This is a genomic window from Nocardia australiensis (genome assembly GCF_020733705.1).
Lineage (GTDB): Bacteria > Actinomycetota > Actinomycetes > Mycobacteriales > Mycobacteriaceae > Nocardia > Nocardia australiensis.
Genome location: NZ_JAJFZM010000001.1, coordinates 1,141,716 through 1,161,374, shown reverse-complemented (window position 1 = coordinate 1,161,374; position 19,659 = coordinate 1,141,716). Strand labels below are relative to the sequence as shown.

Annotated in this window: 17 protein-coding genes; 8 read left to right on the top strand and 9 right to left on the bottom strand. The window is 66.6% G+C overall.

Features of this window, described 5'->3' with window-relative positions; genetic code table 11:
* Positions 1 to 75: 75 nt before the first annotated feature.
* The gene (locus tag LKE06_RS05285) at positions 76 to 759 is read left to right on the top strand and encodes a DUF8020 domain-containing protein (RefSeq protein ID WP_227997493.1); all 684 of its coding nucleotides are present in this window, start codon (positions 76 to 78) and stop codon (positions 757 to 759) included.
* 65 nt (positions 760 to 824) lie between these two features.
* Here the strand turns inward: LKE06_RS05285 and LKE06_RS05280 are convergent, their stop codons facing one another.
* From LKE06_RS05280 to LKE06_RS05255, 6 genes are all read right to left on the bottom strand, one after another.
* Complete coding sequence (locus LKE06_RS05280) at positions 825 to 1,709, bottom strand: NRDE family protein (RefSeq protein WP_227997492.1); 885 nt, start codon at positions 1,707 to 1,709, stop codon at positions 825 to 827.
* 129 nt (positions 1,710 to 1,838) lie between these two features.
* Positions 1,839 to 3,083, bottom strand: a complete 1,245-nt coding sequence (locus LKE06_RS05275) for a S1 family peptidase (protein ID WP_227997491.1) — start codon at positions 3,081 to 3,083, stop codon at positions 1,839 to 1,841.
* Positions 3,084 to 3,272: 189 nt separating this feature from the next.
* On the bottom strand, positions 3,273 to 4,637 hold the full coding sequence (locus LKE06_RS05270) for a S1 family peptidase (protein ID WP_227997490.1): 1,365 nt from the start codon (positions 4,635 to 4,637) through the stop codon (positions 3,273 to 3,275).
* Positions 4,638 to 4,818: 181 nt separating this feature from the next.
* Positions 4,819 to 5,946, bottom strand: coding sequence for an Hsp70 family protein (locus tag LKE06_RS05265; RefSeq protein WP_227997489.1), 1,128 nt, complete (start codon positions 5,944 to 5,946; stop codon positions 4,819 to 4,821).
* A 35-nt stretch (positions 5,947 to 5,981) separates the two neighbouring features.
* The gene (locus LKE06_RS05260; RefSeq protein WP_227997488.1) at positions 5,982 to 8,549 is read right to left on the bottom strand and encodes a LuxR C-terminal-related transcriptional regulator; all 2,568 of its coding nucleotides are present in this window, start codon (positions 8,547 to 8,549) and stop codon (positions 5,982 to 5,984) included.
* Positions 8,542 to 9,192 (bottom strand): hypothetical protein, encoded by a 651-nt coding sequence (locus tag LKE06_RS05255; protein WP_227997487.1) that lies wholly within the window; start codon positions 9,190 to 9,192, stop codon positions 8,542 to 8,544. Before LKE06_RS05255 ends, LKE06_RS05260 begins: the two co-directional genes overlap by 8 nt.
* A gap of 125 nt (positions 9,193 to 9,317) precedes the next feature.
* Here LKE06_RS05255 and LKE06_RS05250 point away from each other — a divergent pair, with 125 nt between their 5' ends.
* From LKE06_RS05250 to LKE06_RS05220, 7 genes are all read left to right on the top strand, one after another.
* A complete protein-coding gene (locus LKE06_RS05250) occupies positions 9,318 to 9,611 on the top strand; it encodes an IniB N-terminal domain-containing protein (RefSeq protein ID WP_227997486.1) in 294 nt (97 codons plus the stop codon).
* Between the two features lie 809 nt (positions 9,612 to 10,420).
* Positions 10,421 to 11,071: an endonuclease gene (locus LKE06_RS05245; RefSeq protein ID WP_227997485.1), complete on the top strand. Its 651-nt coding sequence runs from the start codon at positions 10,421 to 10,423 to the stop codon at positions 11,069 to 11,071.
* A gap of 185 nt (positions 11,072 to 11,256) precedes the next feature.
* Positions 11,257 to 11,790, top strand: a complete 534-nt coding sequence (locus LKE06_RS05240; protein WP_227997484.1) for an NUDIX domain-containing protein — start codon at positions 11,257 to 11,259, stop codon at positions 11,788 to 11,790.
* 558 nt (positions 11,791 to 12,348) lie between these two features.
* Positions 12,349 to 14,199, top strand: coding sequence for a molecular chaperone DnaK (gene dnaK / locus LKE06_RS05235; protein ID WP_227997483.1), 1,851 nt, complete (start codon positions 12,349 to 12,351; stop codon positions 14,197 to 14,199).
* On the top strand, positions 14,196 to 14,858 hold the full coding sequence (gene grpE, locus LKE06_RS05230; RefSeq protein WP_227997482.1) for a nucleotide exchange factor GrpE: 663 nt from the start codon (positions 14,196 to 14,198) through the stop codon (positions 14,856 to 14,858). Before dnaK ends, grpE begins: the two co-directional genes overlap by 4 nt.
* Positions 14,859 to 14,936: 78 nt before the next feature.
* Positions 14,937 to 16,124, top strand: a complete 1,188-nt coding sequence (gene dnaJ / locus LKE06_RS05225) for a molecular chaperone DnaJ (protein ID WP_227997481.1) — start codon at positions 14,937 to 14,939, stop codon at positions 16,122 to 16,124.
* The gene (locus tag LKE06_RS05220; RefSeq protein ID WP_227997480.1) at positions 16,124 to 16,540 is read left to right on the top strand and encodes a heat shock protein transcriptional repressor HspR; all 417 of its coding nucleotides are present in this window, start codon (positions 16,124 to 16,126) and stop codon (positions 16,538 to 16,540) included. The genes dnaJ and LKE06_RS05220 overlap by 1 nt, the downstream gene beginning before the upstream one ends.
* Positions 16,541 to 16,646: 106 nt before the next feature.
* On the opposite strand, the gene LKE06_RS05215 is transcribed toward LKE06_RS05220, so the two are convergent.
* The 3 genes from LKE06_RS05215 to LKE06_RS05205 form a co-directional block, all read right to left on the bottom strand.
* Positions 16,647 to 17,420, bottom strand: coding sequence for an FAD-binding oxidoreductase (locus LKE06_RS05215; RefSeq protein ID WP_227997479.1), 774 nt, complete (start codon positions 17,418 to 17,420; stop codon positions 16,647 to 16,649).
* 14 nt (positions 17,421 to 17,434) lie between these two features.
* Entirely contained in the window at positions 17,435 to 18,592 is a 1,158-nt protein-coding gene (locus LKE06_RS05210; protein ID WP_227997478.1) for a globin domain-containing protein, read from the bottom strand.
* A 188-nt stretch (positions 18,593 to 18,780) separates the two neighbouring features.
* The gene (locus LKE06_RS05205) at positions 18,781 to 19,659 is read right to left on the bottom strand and encodes an LLM class flavin-dependent oxidoreductase (protein ID WP_227997477.1); all 879 of its coding nucleotides are present in this window, start codon (positions 19,657 to 19,659) and stop codon (positions 18,781 to 18,783) included.

Genomic DNA, 19,659 nt, shown 5'->3' with positions numbered 1-19,659 from the left:
TACGGCACGCATGCGACACCCTCATGATGGATTGGAAACTGAATGAACCTCCGCAGAACTACTGCGGCTTCGGCAATGGTCATCGGCGCGATGACTATTGGCCTCGGCACCGCACATGCTGAGCCTGCACCTGCGGCACCTCAGCCTCTCAGCTATTCCGTCAAGCTGGTAGACAAGGTCGTTGTCGCTTCCCTCAAAGGTGGAACCTTCTCGCTGACCGAGGAGGAGGGGGCCACCCCCGAAGACCCGAAAACCACCCTGGTCGACATCAAGGACGACAAGGGCGCGACGGTCATCTCGATGCCGCTCGAGTACAACATCGAGGGCACCGACATCCCGGTCAAGCCGGAGCTGAAGAAGGACAACACTGTCCTCGAGATCACCCCGGAGAAGCCTGCGAACTTCTCGATCTCGCAGCCGCTCGCGATCAAGCCGGCCGTCTCGGCCAAGCCGATCGCCTCGGCGGTCGAGAACCAGCGCGCGCAGAACGACTTCGCCAGCAAGTTCGGCATCGGCACCGCCATCGGCGGCTTCGTCGGCACCGCGCTCGGCGCGGTCATCGGCTGCGTCGCGACCCTGCCCTTGGGCTGCCTGCCGGGTCTGGTGACCGGTGCGGGCGTCGGCGGCATCCTCGGCACCATCGCCGTCGGTGGCCCGACGCTGGCCGCCGCGGGCATCGAGCTCATCAATGTGATGCAGGCTCCGGAAGGCACCAGCCAGTGGGCCGACAAGCCGAAGCCGGCAGACGCTCCGAAGTAGTCCGAAATACGTCTGATCGGCCCGTTCTCCTGGTGAGAGCGGGCCGGTTCGGTTTTCGGCGGCATTCAGCCGGGCAACTCGAGCTTGCCGCTGAAGGCGACCGCGTCATCGGGGTGTCCGGACGGACCGAAGGACCGCTCGGCCATCTCGAACGATCCGTCCTCACGCACGAGCAGCACCGTGCTCGCGCGGGTGCCGTGCAGCGCGTGCGCGACGAACCTGGCCGAAACCGCACGCTCCATCGGTAGCGGAACTCCGGTGTGCGGTAATTGATCATCCGGCGCCTCGACGCGATCGGCCAGTAGCTCGAAGTAGCGGTCAACGGCGCCGGGATCGGATTGCACGACCGCGCGCAGCCCGCGTACGCCGTCGTTGACTTTCGGCCAGATGCGTTGCGGCGCATCCAAAGCCGCGTCACGCCCAGGCGCGGCCGAGGTGACGAAGCTGCCGTTGGACAGGCCGTGGAATCCGGGTGTCAGCTCCCGGGGTGGTGTCGCGCTGCGGTTGGAATGCCACCACAGCGATTCGAGGTCCGAAACCAGTAGGTTGTACCCGTTGTAGTCGTCCGGTGCCGCAGCGACGTCGAAGAGGTACTTTTCGGGGCCGGGGAATTCGCCCCCGGAGTGCTGGTCCGCGCCGCCGGTCAGATAATCCATCAGCAGCGCACCGCGCGAACGAGCCTGCGCGCGTTCATCGTTCGGGTTGCGCACATTGGTGACGGCGGCGAAACGGTTGCGGCCCGGTGCTTCTCGCCGCTGGCCGAGCCAGGTACCGGGCGGATCGCCCTCGGGTTTACCGATGGCGCCGAGATCGCGCCCGGCGAGCAGACCCGGTACCTCGGGCCACCACCGCATGGATTCGGTCGGCCGGGTGTAGAACTCGTCCCGGTTGGCCGCGACGATCAGTCTGTACTCCGGATGCGCCCGCCAGCCGATCAACACCAAACACATGTATTCCAGAATGCCGCAACCCGGTCCGGACCGACAGGGAATGCGCGGCGAGCGGGGTATCCGACAGCGTATTGACAGCAAAAAGGCCGACAGCGCGCACGCTGCCGGCCTTTATCGCGTTTCGTGGGATCAGTTGGTGCGGATCCGCAGCCCTGGGTTATCGGAGAGCACCACGCTGACCGGCTGGGCGAACAGCTGCGGCACATTGCCGGTGAGCGCGCCGATCAGGTTGGGGATCTCGCAGATCGGGAAGTCGGCGACCGAGGAGGCGCTGGAGATGCCGAGTGCCATCCGGCCGGTCACGATCGGGCCGCCGCTGTCGCCGGGCAGTGCGCAGATGTTGGCGGAGAAGCTTTGGGTGAGTTCACGATCGCCGACCTGCACGCTCTGATCGACGGCATTGACGATGCCGCAGCTGAAGCCGGTACGCGAACCGGACTTGCAGACCGGGGCGCCGACCACCGGGGTCGCCACACCGTCGACGAGGATCGGTGCCCGGCCGGGCACACGCACGCCGTTGTTCTCGAAGCGCTCCTTGGCCTGGTCGTTGATCCGCACGATCGAGTAGTCCTGCGCGCCGAGCACCGACTTCTGGAAGGTGCCGAGCTGGGCGCCGAGGTGATCGCTGCCCTGCAGCTCGTATACGCCCGCCGCGTTGTTGCTGCCCGCCGACGGCAGATCCGGGTTGCAGTGGCCCGCAGTGATATTTACGGTGCTGCCATTGCGGTCGGTGCCGTTGAAGCCGAGCGAGCAACGCAGCGAAGTGTCGCCGGCGACGGCCGCGAACCCGTCGCCCGCCGAAAGCGATCCGCGCCCGAGTTCGCCGGCGATCGGATCGGCCTTCGGGAGGTTCGCGGGCTCACTTGCCACCGGCGGCGCCATCACGATGATCCGCGCGGGGTCGATGAAGCTGGGCAACGACAGGCCCGCCTGGTCGACGCGCACCGCGACGCTGTTGTTGACGGTGTCGATCACGGCACCGCGGACCAGCCCGGACACGGCCGCGGGCTGCGACTCGAGCCACCGTTCGAACGCGCTCTTCTCACCACGCAGCGCGGCCTCGCTCTTGGCGACGTCACGTACTTCGAACCCGGCGGACTCCGCGGCCTTGCGTGCCTCGTCAGCGCCGGGCCCCTGGGCAAGCGCGACGACCGCGCGGCCCGCGTCATCGAGCCACGAACCACCGAAAACCTGGGGGTACTGGCGCTGTGCGGTGGTGGCGAACGCCGCGGCCTGCTGGGCCAGGTCGGCGCGGTGCAGGTACTCCTCCGGCGAAATCTTGAGATCGCGTGCCACGGCCGCTGCCAATTCGGCGGGTATTCCGGCGTTGGGATCCGGCTGTGCCGTCGCTACTGCCGCTGTCGGTCCGAACATCAGAATCGCCGCCGAGGCGGCGATCGCTGTTTTTCGGACCCGATTCTGTCGCGTGGCTGATCGGAATTGACCTATACGTGGCAGGAGCATGCCCAGACTATATGGGGTCCGGGCCGGTATGCCTACTTATCCGCCGAGAGCGGATCCGCCGATTCCGACCTACCGGACATGACCTCAGGTGCGGCCTCGTTATCCGGTGTTCTGCTTGGTCCGCAAGGCAACACCGCTGCCGAGCCCGCCGCCCGAGGAGGCGTCGATGTCGGCGAGGATCGCGCGGATCGGAATGCCGAGCGTCGCGGTGCCGCCGTACTGTGCGAGCGCCATATTGGCCTCATTGCAATTCGGTGCGTCGGCGGCATTGGAACCGCTGGTGATGCCGAGCGCGAGCGTGCCGGTGACGATGGCGCCGCCACTGTCGCCGCCGAGCGTGCAGGCGGAGCTGGCGAAGCCGCGCACGGTCTTGCTCTCCCCGGCCGCGGTGTAGAGCTGCGTCTCGACCCGGTCGGCGACGACGAACCCGCAAGTGAAGGTGGAGGACTGGCCCGATTTGCAGACCGGGGCTCCGGTTACCGGCTCAGCGGTACCGGTGATGGTGAGCGTGGTGCCGTTGGAGCCGCGCACCGACGGTTGATCCATACCAGCCGACACCGCGCGATCATTCAGCTTGATCACCGAGTAGTCCAGCGCGTTCTGGCCACCCAGTTGCGCGCGCACGAAGCTGCCGACCTCGGGACTGTTCGGAATGTCCTTCACATCGGGCAGGTACACCCCGGCCTGCTGATCGGTGGTGCCGAGGTTCGGATCGCAGTGACCGGCGCTGATGTTGAGCGCGTTGCCCGAGGCGTCCACGCTATTGAAGCCGAACGAGCAGACATCGACGCTCTTGAGCGCGGCGTCGCGCAACGAGCCGGGGGCGCTGATGTAGGTGTCACCCGCCATCGGGCGCCGCTCGACCGGCCCGCCGCTGCCCGGCAACAGGATGACCTTGATATTGGCGATCAGGGTCGGCAGGTTCAGGACATGGCCCGCCGGGGTGTTCGCGACACTCAGGACCAGCTGACTGTTGAGGACGTCGATCGCGACCGAGTTGATCGCATTGGACAGCTCACGCGGCAGCGTGGTGATCCACTGGTTCAGCTGCATCAGCGAGTTTTCCAGATTATCCGCGGAGACCGGGGCCAACCGGGTCTGATAGCCGTCGCCGGAGGCGATCCGCGCGGCGTCGAGCGAGGTGACCGCGACGACCGGGCGCCCGTCGGTGCCGATCCAGGCGCCGGCGAAGGCGTCCGGACGCTCGGAACGGAAGTCGTTGGCGTAGGTGCTCAGCTGCTGGGCGAGCGCCGAACGCTCGAGGTATTCGGCGGGCGTCATCTTCAGGTCGCGCGAAATCGCCTGCGCGAGTTCGGCGGGCAGGTTCTCGGCGGTCAGCTGCGAAGGTGTCGCCGGGTCCGCCGATGCGGGGGTGGTGGCGAGCAAGGGGGCGAGAAAAACGGTCGCGGCACATCCGATCCTGGCTGCCCTGACCGCGGCGCGACGCGCCACCAACTTGCGCATGAAGTCCCTTCGTCGGCACCCGTGTGCCAGTTACATCCGTGGGCCACAGCATGATTCCGTTGGCGCACAGTCCTCGTCCAACAACTACCGTCCGCAGGCAAAATTTCGCCGAGACGCATCAGCGCATCACTTTAAGGCACAAACCCGAGTTGGTGGTTACCGAATCTGGGAGTCGGTGGATCTAAGACGCCGGCCGCCACGGCGTGGGTGGGTTGTAACGGAACGGATTGGTGAGAGTCGGCCGCGTCGTGGTTGTGCTCGGGGTGATCGTCGGCGGCTCAGCGGCGGTTGTGGTTTCGGGCGTCGTTGTCGTCGGCGCGGGCGTCGTTGTTTCCGGCTCGACGGTTGTTGTTTCCGGCTCGATGGTCGGCGCGGGCGTGGTCAGCGGGATCGTCGGGAAATCCACCGGCGGGGCAGGCGCGGTCGGGCTCACCGTGACCTGGTCGGACTTGGCGTCGCGCGGTGGCGGCACCGGGGTGGTGGTGTCGTCACGCAACAGCATGGACACGCCGAAGCCGCCGAGTATCAATCCGATCAGGGCCGCCGCCGCGATGAGCAGCGGTGTGGCACGGCGTCGCTGCTCGGTGGCTTCGGCGGCCGGTTCGGGCGCCCCCGCCGCGACGGCCTCGGTCGGTGGTTGCTCGACGATGGCGGCGCCGATCGGGATCGCCGCCGAATATGCCTGCGGCTGTTGGGATTCGAGCGCGGACACCGCCGGCATCACGTCCGTGACCACCATCGAGTTCTCGGCGTTGCCCGGATCCGGCGGTGTGGCTCCGGCGGGGGTTGACAGCACCGCGGCCAGCGCGGCACGCGCGGCGTCATAGGCGAAGGCCGTCTCGGGGTCGTAGGCGAAGGCCGTCTCAGGATCGTCGACATCGCTGCCGGGGAGGTCGCCCTCGTCAACCAGTACCACTGCGCGCAGCCCCAGGTAGTCCAGCGCCTCGCGCAGTGTCTGCACATGTTCGGCGGGCCAGTCGGCGGGATGGGTGGCGTAGAACTCGGCCGGTCCGCTGAGGTGCTCGGCGGCTAGATTGATCAGGCAGAACAGCGCGGTCGCGACCAGGTCCTCGGCGCGGTACGCCTCGCCGTCATCGACGGTGATGCCCGCCGGGTCGCCGACACGGGATACGTAGCCGGTGATGGAATGTGAGTGGTCCTCGGGTGCGGGACCGCCGAGGACGGTATCGCCGTCGTCGGACATGTGCAGGATTGATTCTCGGACGATGAACTGAGGTTCACCGGCGTCGGTCACGATCGCCGCGGTGCTCTCGTTCTCGGCGATGCGCAGGCCCACGCCTGTGGCCATCCTCAATACCTCGCTTCGATCGTGCACGCCATCGGTCACACCAGCAGCGAGCCGTGTCCCATGGCGCGCAGCATCGACAATAACTCCGAACGCGAACTGGCACCGATCCGGCGCCGGATGCGGGCGACATGGTGTTCTACGGTCTTCGCGGAGATAAACAGCCGCGCGCCGATCTCCCGGTAGGTCAAACCTAGCAGCATCAGTTCGGCGACCTCGCGCTCCCTTTCGCTGAGGACCGCCGCGGTTCCGGTTGCCTGATCGTGTGCTTGCGTCCCTCGGCCGTTCGATGCCACGACGGGCGCCGGCGGTCGGATCGAGGGCTGCTGCGGGCGCGCGTCACTGCGGACCGCGCGGGCCAGGCGCAACAACGTCGTCGCGGTCGCCGAATCGGCGACGGCGAGTGCCGCCTCGCCGGCGAGCCGGGCGGCATCCCAGGTCAGGCCGATCTCCCCGAGTCCGGCAACGGCCGCCTGCACCTGCGCGACCTCGACCCGCCCACGCAGCACCAGCACCCAGGTGCGTCCCGCGTCGGCCAGCACGGTGGCCTGCCGGTCGCCGGCCTCGGCCGCCGCCTCGAGCCTGCGGGCGTGGGGTAGCAGCTCATCGGGGCGTTCGTGTGCGATGGCGGCCTGCACGCCGTACCAATCGAAGGCGTTGGCCCAGGTTGGCGGGTGATCCAGTCTTTTCAACAGTGCGCGCGTCGCGTCCACCAGTGGTGCTATGCGGCGTTCGTCGTGCAGCCGGATGCCGGCCAGCCACAGCTCGCCGATCGGCAGCACTGTGAGGAGATCGGCGTCGACATCGTCGAACAGCGGGTAGGCGGCCTGCCAGGCGTGGGTGAGCGCGGCATGATCGCCGCCGCGTCTGGCGAGGCCGACCGCGACACTGTGCACGAGCAGCCGGTCGCGGATGTCGAGCGAATTCGGTTGCAGCGCGGCAATTGTGGTCGATGCGGTCGCCTCGTCGCCGCCGAGCATCGCCGTCAAGGCCGCGAGCACCTGGAGTTGTTGGCAACACAGCCCGCTGCCGGTGCCGCGGCCCAGCGCCTCACCGGCGCGTCGCGGCACGCCGGTACTCAGGCACAGCAGGGTCGCGATCGACGCGGCGGTGCACGGCAGGAACCGGTCCACGCCGGAATCGGTCTGTGCAGCTTGGATGAGCACGGATACCGCTGCGGTGGAATCGGTTTCGTATCCATTGATGGTTTGCGCGAGCGCGGTCGCGATCAGCCGGGCAGGCGCGTTGGTCTCGGTTGGTGGCCATCGCGTCGCCGATCGGGACATGTCCGTCGCGGCGGCCAGGTCGCCCGCGAGATACAGCACGGTGGCGCCGATGGCCCAATCCGCGCCCACGCGAGGCGATCCGAGCCAGGTGTAGAGCGCAGCCGCGCGACTGGTCAGGCCACGGCGGGTCAGTACCGCCGCGCAGATTCGCACTGCGGCAGCGAGTTCCGGACCATTCGCGCCTGATCGGGCCAGCACGGGCTCGGCCAGCCGCATGGCCGTCTCGCCGTCACCGATCCGGCCTGCCGCTTCGGCCCAGCGGACGGCGATAACGTCGGGGTCGGCGCCGCTTGCGGCGGCCGCAGCGTAATAGCGGGCGGCCTCGTCGCCCGCTTTTATCGCTGCGGCACAAAGGAATTCGGCCAACCTGGCGTCTCGCACACCGGACTCGGCGAGCATCAGCGCGGTATGCTCGCGCAGGAGGCCCGTCTCCAGCCGCGCCGTGAGCAGCCCGAGTTGCACCGCGACGAACCGGCGCTCGCCGAGCAGGGTGCGCAACGGCCCGACTGCCGGGGCCAGCAGCAGGTCGGCATCGGTCACCAGCGCGCCTGCCCTGGCTTGGTCGATGAGATCCTGGGCCGTTTTCGCGTCGACATCGAGTATCTCGGCGAGTTCGCCCGCGTCCAGTCCCGCGCCGGTCGCGGCAACGACCATGGTCGCAAGCAGATCTGGTTCGAGACGCTCGAGCATGGTGCGTGCCCAACTCGCCACGGCATCGTCAACCGCGTCGATACCGGCGTTCAGACGGGCCGAGAACGCGGCCGCGAGTGCGGCGACCACGCCACCACGGATGCCGGCGGTCTGCGTGTGGATGTGCTTGGCCACCGGACGTGGCACCGCCATGCCGAGTTCACGGGCGAACGGGGCGATTTCGGTGACGCCGAGGGGGCGTAGGTCGACAACTCGGCCGTGGCGCGCCACCGTATCGGTCAGGAGGCGCAGGCTCGGATCATGCGGACGGGGCCGGGTTGCGATGATGACCGTGCGATCACCGGATTCGATACTGGTGCACAGGCTTTCGAGATCAGATTCGCTCAGGCTGTGGGCATCGTCGATAATCATCGCCGGTTCGACCGATGACGGGTGAGATCCATTGCCGGAGTGCGCGGGAACGGCTCCGGTCCGGTCATTGGGTGTCGGATCGCCCGACAGGGGAATTCCGGCGGTTCGCAGCCGGGCTCGCAGCGTCGAGAGCAGCGTGGACTTACCGGTTCCGGAGCGGCCTCGAATGAGATAGACGGCCCGTCGCTGGTCGGCGGAATCCAGTTCCCGGAAGATCTCTCGCGCGCACGGCAGGGTATCGAACGCGATATCAGCCACCGGCGCCTCCGACGATCTGACCGGGCAGCCGCAGCACGGTGCCGACCACGCCACCGACAGTGTCGCCGGTGTTGCTCGAGGTGTCGCTCGGTAGGCCGGGCGCGGTCGTCGCGGAGCCCAGCAGTGGTCCGCGTAAGAGGTCCGCGAGTTCGTCGCGGACCAGGCGGATGTTGTCGGCGTGCTGAGCGGCGGGATCTACGCGCACCGGGACCACGGTCGCGGTATTTATGGACAGATTCTCTTTCACATTTCTGCGGCGATCACGCAATTGTGACAATTCACGTTCGATCACCGGATCGAACGGATCGAATTCTTTTCCACGTAGCGTGTTAGCCGGGATGTAGCGAATGGTCAGTAGATCGAATTCGTCATCGGCCACGTCGGTATTACGCAATGGTGGGATGTCGACCGGGTCGCCGACTCTCGCGAGGAAGCTCTCCAGGATGACATCGCTGGAATGCCGGCCGGTGGATTCGGCGCGGGTGGGGGCGGCGTCCGTGGTCAGGCGCAGGATGGTCGGGTGGGTTCGGGCCACCGTGCCCGTGGCGGAGCCGCCATCGCTGTCACCGGGGTCCCCCATGGTCGCCACGGCGACCGAATTCAACGCTCCGACCGTGATGCCGAGCATCCGACGCTCTGTCATTGGAGAAACCCCGTTCGAGAAAGCTCGATGGTCCGGTACGCGTTGTGGGTATTACCGATCGTCAGTTTTGTCGGTTGCTGGCCGGGCGCCGTTACCGATTCGGGGGAAGGTACGGGGAAATTTCGATGACACCCAATGCGATTCTGGAATTCATTCTCAACCTGCTGCGTCACCATGAGGCGGCGGTCGCGCACTGCGCCAACCCGGGACAGGCATTGGCCGCGGCGGGTTTGTCGGCGGTGACACCCGAGGACATCGCAGCCGTCGCCCCGATGGTCGCCGAATCGGCCTTGGTCACCGGCGGCTCTCAGTTGTCATCGATCGTGGCCACCCGGTTCGCGGGCGGCCATCGGCGCAGGCGCGCGAACCCTCACAGACCGCGACGCGAGCTTATCCACAGGTCTACAGGGCGTTGTTGACGCCGGTGCACAACTCGGAACCATCACGACCGGCCTGGACGGCGCACTCGCCGCCGCGACACGGGTAGGTACTGGCGCGTCGACGGGTGTGGCTGGTGCGGGTTTGTCTACCGGTCTTAACGGTGTTGTGGATGCGGGGCGCAGTTGGGGACAGGTGTTGATGGCGCTGTCGGCGCTGGTACGCAGGCGGTCGCGGGTCTCGGTACGGGTGTGGAAACGGGGGCTGACCGGTGGTGTCGGTGGTGGCGCGCCGGTGGGCAGTGGGCTGGATTCGAGTTTGTCCACAAGGGCTCGGGTGGTGCGCTCGGGGCGGTGCCGAATTGGGGAGTGGTCTTTCCACAGGGCTGTGAGGAGCTGTGGATGAGTTGGGCACGGGGCTTGGTGGCGCTATCAACAGTGACGTGAGGTTTGGGGACGGGGGTTGGTACTGCTGCGGGTCTTGGGAGGTTGTCCACAGGGGTCGGCGAGCCTGTGTATTCCCGGGGTGGAATCGGCTGCGGGAGTGGGTGGTTCGGTTGATGCGGGCGCGCATGGTGCGGCGAGCCTCGGCGGCGGCGTGGGATCGGGTCTCCGGTGTGGCCTCCTCGGCCATCGATTCGACCGCGAATACCTGGCCGTCGCTGGATGTCTCGAATACCTGCGGTTCCGGCCTCGACAGTTCCGTCGGCACGCGCGGTCGCGAGCAAGGATTGTCAACGGGTCCTAGCGGTCGACCGGCTCTGGATCTTTAGTGACCGTCGGGTATCCGCCCCCGGGTGTCGATCGCGCTTTTGCGGGTACGCGATAGATATCCGATCAGGGAGTGTGCAATGAGCCAACAGGATGTTGTCAATGCATTGCTGGACCGGGCGGGTACCGGCTACGCCGCGGAGGCCGGTATCAAGCTGGCTGATCGACCCGCACCGCTGTTTCAGCTGCTCATGATGGCTGAGTTACTGAGTACCCGGATCACCGCGCGCATCGCGGTGGCCGCCACCAGGGCACTGATCGACACCGGCTACCGCACCCCGCGCCGCGTCGCCGATGCCGACTGGCAGGAACTCGTCGACGTGCTCGACCGCGCCCACTACAAGCGCTACGACGAGAGCGCGGCAACCCGGCTCGGTGCCAACGCCTGCCGCGTCCTCGACGAATATGGCGGTGACCTGCGTAAGCTCGCCGAGGAATCCGTCCACGACGTGAAACACGCCGCGCGGCTGCTACAACAATTCCAGGGCATCGGACCTACCGGTAGCGATATCTTCCTGCGCGAGATCCAAGACGTCTGGACCTGGGTCCGCCCCCATTTCGATGAACGCGCTCGACGCGGTGCCGAGCGGATAAATCTCCCGCCCGACCCCGAGCTTCTCGCTGCGCTTGCCCCCGACGACCAGACCGCGACCTTGGCAGCTGCCCTCGTCCGAGTCGCCCTCGACGAACACGTCGCCGATGAGGTCCTCGCCCACCCCACAGACGTCTGAACCGGGCTCGGCCCAGCGGGCGCTGACCTGGTGGGGAGAGGATTCGCTGTACGGCGGGGTGGGGTCGGTGTAAAGGTGGAGTGGTCGTGCGGCGGCTCGATGTCGCATGGACACCGCTCCGGCTGTGGGTAGCGCTCGGCCGGATGCGCCGCATTTCCTGGCCCGGCGAGCGGAGGTCGTGAGGTATGACGAACGGTGCCGAGGTTCCTTTCGTCCGGGCGAGGCTGATCGTGGGCGCGTTGTTCGTGCGCGACGAAGAGGTGCTGCTCGTACACACGATCTATCGAGGTGAATGGGCTATCCCGGGCGGTTATGCCGATCCGGGTGAATCGCCCACCGCCGCCTGCCGTCGTCGGATTCGCGAGCAACTCGGTCTGGACCGTCCGCCGCAGCGGCTGCTGGTCCACGATTGGGCGAGCGCCGCGGGCACCGGCGACGAAACCCATTATGTCTTCGACTGCGGCGCGCTCGGCGACGAGAGCACCATCGAACTGCCGCCAACCGACATCGATCGCTACCAATGGGTCCGAGTCGACACCCTCGACGACTTCATGATCCCGGGACCGGCCTGCCGCATCTGGCACGCCTTCCGTGCCCGCCTCGAAAATCAGCCCTTCTACCTCGAAGACGGCAAAACCGCCCTCGTCCACCCCACCACCGATCTCGCCACCCCTGCCTGGTTCGACCGCCAACGCGACCGAGACCAACACCTGGGCTGACTGCCGCGCGGGTCAAGCCGCTGAAGTCGCCGAATTTCTGCGACGGACGGTCGCCGACGACGGTCTACGTCCGGGTGTGCATCCTGGTCTATCCCGTTGACTGTCGCCAGGCCGTGAATCTGCCTCGAGGTGCGGTGGATTGGTGGCCGCATAATCCGGGTGCTACCTCGGGCAACTGGGGACCGTGGGCGGTGTTCACCCCGGGTGTGCCGACGCGCGCAATCCGCGCCGGTGAGTTCTGAGCTGGCACGAATGGCAGACGGCTGACCGTGAATCCGGATCGGGAATAGATCGCGCGGGTCGCCGGTTGTGGCCTACGCAATGTTGAGTGCATCCAACTCAAGTTTGAGTTGACTCCCGGAGGTAGTCGGGTGCAAGATTGAGCGGACCACGCTCAGCGTTGCTGGGATCGTGCTCAGTGAGGTGCTGAGGCGAGGTCTCGCGGCACCGGCGGATCCCAGGGAAGTGTCCCAGGGAAGTGTCACTGAGAAACCCGGCCGCAGGGCGATCGTTCGCCCAGCACCAACACAGTTTGTTACGTCAACTAGGAGGAAAACCATGGCTCGTGCGGTCGGAATCGACCTCGGGACCACGAACTCGGTCGTCGCCGTTCTCGAAGGCGGAGAGCCGGTCGTCGTCGCCAACTCGGAAGGATCGCGCACCACCCCTTCGGTCGTCGCGTTCGCGAAAAACGGCGAGGTACTGGTCGGTCAGCCGGCCAAGAACCAGGCGGTTACGAACGTCGACCGCACCATCCGCTCGGTCAAGCGCCACATCGGCACCGACTGGAGCGTCGACATCGACGCCAAGCAGTACACCGCGCAGGAGATCAGCGCGCGCGTGCTGATGAAGCTGAAGCGCGACGCCGAGGCATACCTGGGCGAGGAGATCACCGACGCGGTGATCACCGTGCCCGCCTACTTCGAGGACTCGCAGCGCCAGGCCACCAAAGAGGCCGGTCAGATCGCGGGCCTGAACGTACTGCGCATCGTCAACGAGCCCACCGCCGCCGCGCTCGCGTACGGACTGGACAAGGGCGACAAGGAACAGACCATCCTGGTCTTCGACCTCGGTGGCGGCACCTTCGACGTCTCGCTGCTGGAAATCGGTGAGGGCGTCGTCGAGGTCCGCGCGACCTCCGGTGACAATCACCTCGGTGGCGACGACTGGGACGAGCGCGTCGTCTCCTGGCTGGTCGACAAGTTCAAGGCCAGTGCGGGCATCGACCTGACCAAGGACAAGATGGCCATGCAGCGTCTGCGCGAGGCCGCTGAGAAGGCCAAGATCGAGCTGAGCTCCTCGCAGAGCACCTCGATCAACCTGCCCTACATCACCGTCGACGCGGACAAGAACCCGCTGTTCCTCGACGAGCAGCTGACCCGCGCCGAGTTCCAGAAGATCACTTCGGACCTGCTCGACCGCACCCGTGCGCCGTTCCAGTCCGTGATCAAGGACGCGGGCATCTCGGTCAAGGACATCGACCACGTCGTGCTCGTCGGTGGTTCCACCCGTATGCCTGCCGTCACCGAGCTGGTCAAGGAACTGACCGGTGGCCAGGAGCCCAACAAGGGTGTGAACCCGGATGAGGTCGTCGCCGTCGGCGCCGCCCTGCAGGCCGGTGTGCTCAAGGGTGAGGTCAAGGACGTCCTGCTGCTCGATGTGACCCCGCTGTCGCTGGGTATCGAGACCAAGGGTGGCGTGATGACCAAGCTCATCGAGCGCAACACCACCATCCCGACCAAGCGTTCGGAGACCTTCACCACGGCCGATGACAACCAGCCGTCGGTGCAGATCCAGGTGTTCCAGGGTGAGCGCGAGATCGCCTCGCACAACAAGCTGCTCGGTTCCTTCGAGCTGACGGGCATCCCGCCCGCCCCGCGTGGCGTGCCGCAGATCGAGGTCACCTTCGACATCGACGCCAACGGCATCGTGCACGTGACCGCGAAGGACAAGGGCACCGGCAAGGAGAACACGATCAAGATCCAGGACGGCTCCGGTCTGTCCAAGGAAGAGATCGACCGCATGGTCAAGGACGCCGAGCAGCACGCGTCCGAGGACAAGGCCCGCCGCGAAGAGGCCGAAACCCGCAACCAGGCCGAGTCGCTGGTGCACCAGACCGAGAAGTTCATCAAGGACAACGAGGACAAGGTCCCCGCGGAGACCAAGACCAAGGTCGAGGCGGCCATCGCCGAAGCGAACGAGGCGCTGAAGGGCACCGACATCGCCGTCGTGAAGGCCGCGGTCGAGAAGCTGGCGACCGAGTCGCAGGCGCTGGGCCAGGCCATCTATGAGGCGTCGGCGGCCGAGTCCGCGGCCTCGGGCAACGGAGACGCCGGTGCCACCGCCGACGACGACCAGGTCGTCGACGCGGAGGTTGTGGACGAGCCTGTCGACACGGAGAAGAAGTGACACGCGGCGATTCGGGGGCTCCGAGCAGCTCCGAAAAAGAGCCGGTCACCTTTGTCGACAACCGCAAGGTCGACCCGGAGACGGGTGAGATCAGGGACGCGGCGGCGGCCGAAAGCGCCGACGCCGGGTCCGGCGCGGAAGCGGGCAACGGTGCGGCGGGCGGTGCCGAGGTACTGGCCGATTCGATCAGCAATGAGCTGGCCGAGCGCACCGCGGACCTGCAGCGGCTGACCGCGGAGTACGCCAACTACCGGCGTCGTGTCGAGCGTGACCGCAAGGCCACCATCGACACCGCGAAGGCCACCGTTGTCACCGAATTGCTCGGTGTACTCGACGATCTCGATCGCGCCAAGGCGCACGGTGACCTCGATACCGGGCCGCTCAAGTCGGTCGCCGACAAGCTGACCGACGCGCTGAACAAACAGGGTCTGGAGGAATTCGGTTCGGAGGGTGAGCCTTTCGACCCGACCCTGCACGAGGCCGTGCAGCACGAGGGCTCCGGGCACGATCCGGTGATCGGTGTTGTCATGCGCAAGGGCTATCGATTCGGCGATCGGGTGCTTCGGCACGCGATGGTCGGGGTAACCGATGGAGTGTCCGACCTGTCGGCCGATGATGCCTCGAATGCTGGTTCCGATGCCGGCACAACAAATCAATAGAAGCCCGGCGCGAGCGCAGCGTGACCACCCACGGTCCCTGGGATGTCGCGAATACAGCATGGAAGGAGGAGATGCCCGGTGAGTCAACGGGAGTGGATCGAAAAGGACTTCTACAAGGAGCTGGGCGTTTCCTCCAGCGCCTCACAGGACGAAATCAAGAAGGCGTACCGCAAGCTGGCTCGTGACTTGCATCCGGACGCCAACCCCGGCGACACCAAGGCCGAGGAGCGGTTCAAGACCGTCAGCGAGGCGCATGCCGTGCTGTCGGATCCGGCTAAGCGCAAGGAGTACGACGAGACCCGCAAACTGTTCGCCGGCGGCGGTGTCGGTGGCGGCGGTGGTGGGTACGGCCGCGGCGGGTTCAATCCCGGTGCGGGCGGCGGCTTCTCGCAGGATTTCAATATCGGCGACATCTTCGGTCAGGCGAATGCCAACGACGGTGGTCTCGGCGACCTGCTGGGTGGGCTGTTCAACCGGGGTGGCACGACCAGGTCGGCCAGCCGACCTCGGCGCGGCGCGGATGTGGAGACCGAGACGACTCTCGGGTTCCGCGAGGCCGCGCAGGGTGTCACTGTTCCGCTGCGGATGACCAGTCCGTCACCGTGCACGACGTGTCACGGCAGCGGTGCCAAGCCCGGGACGAGTCCCCGAGTGTGCCCGGTCTGCAATGGCAACGGCGTCATCAGCCGCAACCAGGGTGCGTTCGGGTTCAGCGAGCCGTGCGATGAGTGCCGGGGCACCGGCTCGATCATCGACGACCCGTGCGTCGATTGCCACGGCAATGGCGTCCAGAACCGGACCCGCACTATCACGGTGCGGATTCCCCCTGGCGTCACCGACGGGCAGAAGATTCGGCTGGCCGGTCAGGGCGAGGCGGGACTTCGGGGCGCACCCTCGGGTGACCTTTTTGTCGTCGTGCACGTCAACCAGGACAAGGTCTTCGGCCGAAACGGCAACGACCTGACCCTGGCCCTGCCGGTCAGTTACAGTGAATTGGTGTTGGGCACAACGGTTTCGGTGCCCACTCTGGAAGGGCGCGTCGGCGTCAAGGTGCCGCCGGGCACCGCGGACGGGCGCATACTGCGGGTGCGTGGTCGCGGCGTGCCGAAGCGTGGCGCCGCGGGTGGTGCCGGTGATCTGCTGGTCACCGTCAAGGTCGCCGTGCCACAGAAGCTGGATGACAATGCCGCCGAGGCGCTGCGGCGCTATGCGGAGGCGGAGAAAGCCAGCGGGTTCGATCCACGTGCAGGATGGGCAGGTGCGTAATGTCCGGTGATCCGAAGAATGCGGCCGGTGGACCCAGCAACACGGGCCGCACCGAGGCGCAGGTCTTCATGATCTCGGTGGCGGCTCAGCTCGCGGGCATGCACGCGCAGACACTGCGCACGTATGACCGTTTGGGACTGGTTACGCCACAACGGACTTCGGGTGGCGGTCGGCGTTACTCGGCCAGGGACGTCGAGCTGCTGCGCGAGGTGCAGCGGCTGTCCCAGGACGAGGGCGTCAATCTGGCCGGCATCAAACGCATTATCGAACTAACCAACCATGTCGCGGCATTGCAGGAACGCGTCGCCGAATTGTCGGCCGAGGTGGATCGGTTGCACGCGGGCTACCGTCCTGATCTGTCACCGCCGCAACGCAGCACCGCATTGGTGGTGTGGCAGCCACGTAATCGGCGCTGATACGCCGTTGACGACCATCGGGCCTCGGCTCGGTTCGAAATGAACCGGGCCGAGGCCCGAAGTCGTTGCGGCGGCAGGATTTCCGAAATTGCGCCGCGCCGGGGGCTCAGATCCCCTCGAATTGGATTCGCTCGGCAGGGGTTCCGGTTTCGCGGAGACGGTCAACGGTCACCCTGGTCATGGCGGGGGAGCCGCAGACGAGAACCTGATGATTGTCGAAAGCCCCGTGCGAGCCGATCACGTCCGCGAGCGTGCCCTGGAGCATGTCGTCGACCGGGAATCCGATGTCAACGCGGGACTGTTCGTACCATTCGTCGATCCGTCGGGGGTCGTCGAGGCTTTCCACCACGGGTATGACGGTGAGCCAGGGTAATTCGTCGGTCAGTAGCCGGAGCATGTCGGCGGCGTACAGGTCGCGTGGGAATGGCCCGCCGATGAAAAGGTAAGTGGGCGGCGGGTTCTCGTGGCGGGCGAGGTCGAGGATCTGCGCGCGCATCGGAGCCAGGCCGGTGCCGCCCGCGATCATCACCACCTCCGCGCCGTCGGGATCGACCGCGAACGCGCCCTGCGGCGCGGCGATGTGCCATTCGTCGCCCGGCGCGGTATCGGTGACGATGGACCCGCTGAGCCAGCCGCCCGGGATGGTTCGTACATGGAATTCCAGCTTGCCGTCCAGCGAGGGCGGCAGGGCGGGCGAGAGTCTGCGTCGCACCCCCGGCTGCTGCGGTACCCGCACCTCGACCGACTGGCCCGCGGTGAACGGGACGAACTCGCCGATCAGCCGGATCACCGCGAGGTCGTGGCGCAACCGGTGGTGGCCGACGACCGTCGAAGTCCATTCGGGCGTATGTGCTTGCGGCCCAGCGCCGTTAGTCCCCAACGGGGCCTCCTCTTTCACACGGGATCCGAACTGATGTTCCACTCGGGGGTGCCGACCGCGATCAGCGCGCGACGGGTGTCGGCGATCATGCGCGCCGACCCAGCGACCTGAATCTGCCGGTCCGCCCAGGCGCCGAAGCTGGCGACCACCGCACCGAGGTTTCCGATCAGCGTCCGGTGCATGCCGTAGGGCGCGTCGGCGGGCGGATGCGGATACCACCACGGGTTGGTCTTCTGCTCACACACCGGCACGATGGTCAGCCACGGATTGCTCTGCGAGAGCTGCCACATGTTCTCCACGTCGTAGAGGTCGCACGGATAGCGCCCGCCGATGAAGAAATGCACGCGAGGGTTGATACCGCGCCGGCCCATTTCGATGAGTTGTGCCCGCAGCGGGGCGATGCCGGTGCCCGCGCCGATCAGCAGCACGTCGCGATCGGTATCGCGGTCGATGTGGAGGCCGCCGAGCGGACTGGCGATCATCCATTTGTCGCCGACCTTGGTTTCGTTGACGATCGCCGGACTCACCCAGCCGCCGCGAATCTTGCGGACGTGGAATTCGACCTCGCCGTACGGATTCGCCGGAATCGCGGGCGAGAGATAGCGCCACAGCTTCGGGCGCTGCGGGATCACGATCGGCACATACTGCCCGGCCTGGTACGGGACCGGTTCTTCGGACTGCAGCCGCACGATCGCCAGATCCTCCAGCACGCGGCGGTGACCGACGACGGTCGCCTCCCAGGACGGCGGCGACTTATCGGAGTTGGCGCCGATGGCCATGGACGCGGAGATCAGGATGGTGATGTCGCGCCAGCCCTCGTCCAGGGACCGATTCCAGTTCGGACCGTGGTAGGAGCGGCAGGCGGCGAGCAGGGCACGGCCGGCGGCGTCATAGTGGCTCGGCAGTACGCCGAACTTCCGATGGTCGCGGGCGAGCTGCTCGAGAAATTTCTGCGCCCGCTCCCAGTCCTCCAGGTGGTCGAGCATGTATTGGATCGCCGTAACCATCCGCTTGGCCTGCATCTGCATCGCAGGCGGGAACAGTTCACGTAACCGAGGGTTCTCGGCGAACAGGTGACCGTAAAACGCACTGATCAACCGCTCGGCTCCGCCCGGCGATTCGAGCACCGAACGAAAGTTGGCGCGGACCAGCGCAGCCGAACGCGCATCCACGACGTGGAGCTTCCTTTCCCTCTGAATTTCTGCCCGGGGACATATCCGTAACCGGCGGTCCTCCGCCAGCCAAGTATCCCCGAAAATCGCATGGTCGTGTGGGTATGGGTCATCACGACCCGCGCCAACGGTAATCGGTGGGCAAACATCAGGCGCGGTGGGCCTGTCGCAAGGGTTGTCGCAGGCGTTCAGCGGGTGACTTCGGCGCGGACCGCGGGGGCCACCACCTCGGCGTATCGGTGGATTTGCTCGACCGGATCGCCCTCGGTCGGCCAGAAGACGAACGCGTCGATGCGTTGGTCACGGTGTAGTGCGCCGAGGTCATCGATCCAGCGCTGCGGCGGGCCCTCCAGGAAGCCGTGGTCGACGCCGTTGTCGGTGATGGTGCCGGAGACGTTGTAGATCCGGCGCACCATGGCTGGGTCACGGCCCGCCGCCACGGCGGCGCCATCGATGCGCTTGCCCGCCTCGGTCAGGAACTCCGGCGGTGCCCAGGCCGCCGAGGTCAACCAGCCGTCGGCGAGTCGGCCGGTAAGCACCTGCATGCGCGGACCCATCGCACCGAGCCAGATACCGGGGTCGTGGCGCGGTGTCGGACCGGGATTGGCACCGGCCAACCAGTGGTAGGTGCCGGGCACTCGGACCGAGCGCTCGTCGCTCCACATGGCCCGGATCACGGTGATGGCCTCGCTCAACGCCCGAACCGATTCGCCCTTGCTCAGGTGCGGTCCGCCCAATGCCGCTATCGCGTCCCAGAACGCTCCGGCGCCGAGTCCGAGGTGGATTCGTCCATCGGTGATGATGTCAAGGGAAGCAACAGATTTCGCGAGCACGGCCGGATTGCGCAGTGGCAGGTTCGCGACATCGGGGAAGAACCTCAACCGCGAGGTTCGCACGGCGAGACTGGTGATCAGTGTCCAGGTGTCGAAGAATCTTCGCTGGTAGGGATGGTCCTGGATGCCGATCAGATCGAGCCCGGCGCTTTCCGCGTAGGCGGTCACCTCGGCGAGCTGCTGATAGTTGTCGGCCTCGGGGATGAGGAACAGGCCGAATTCGACGGTGCTCAT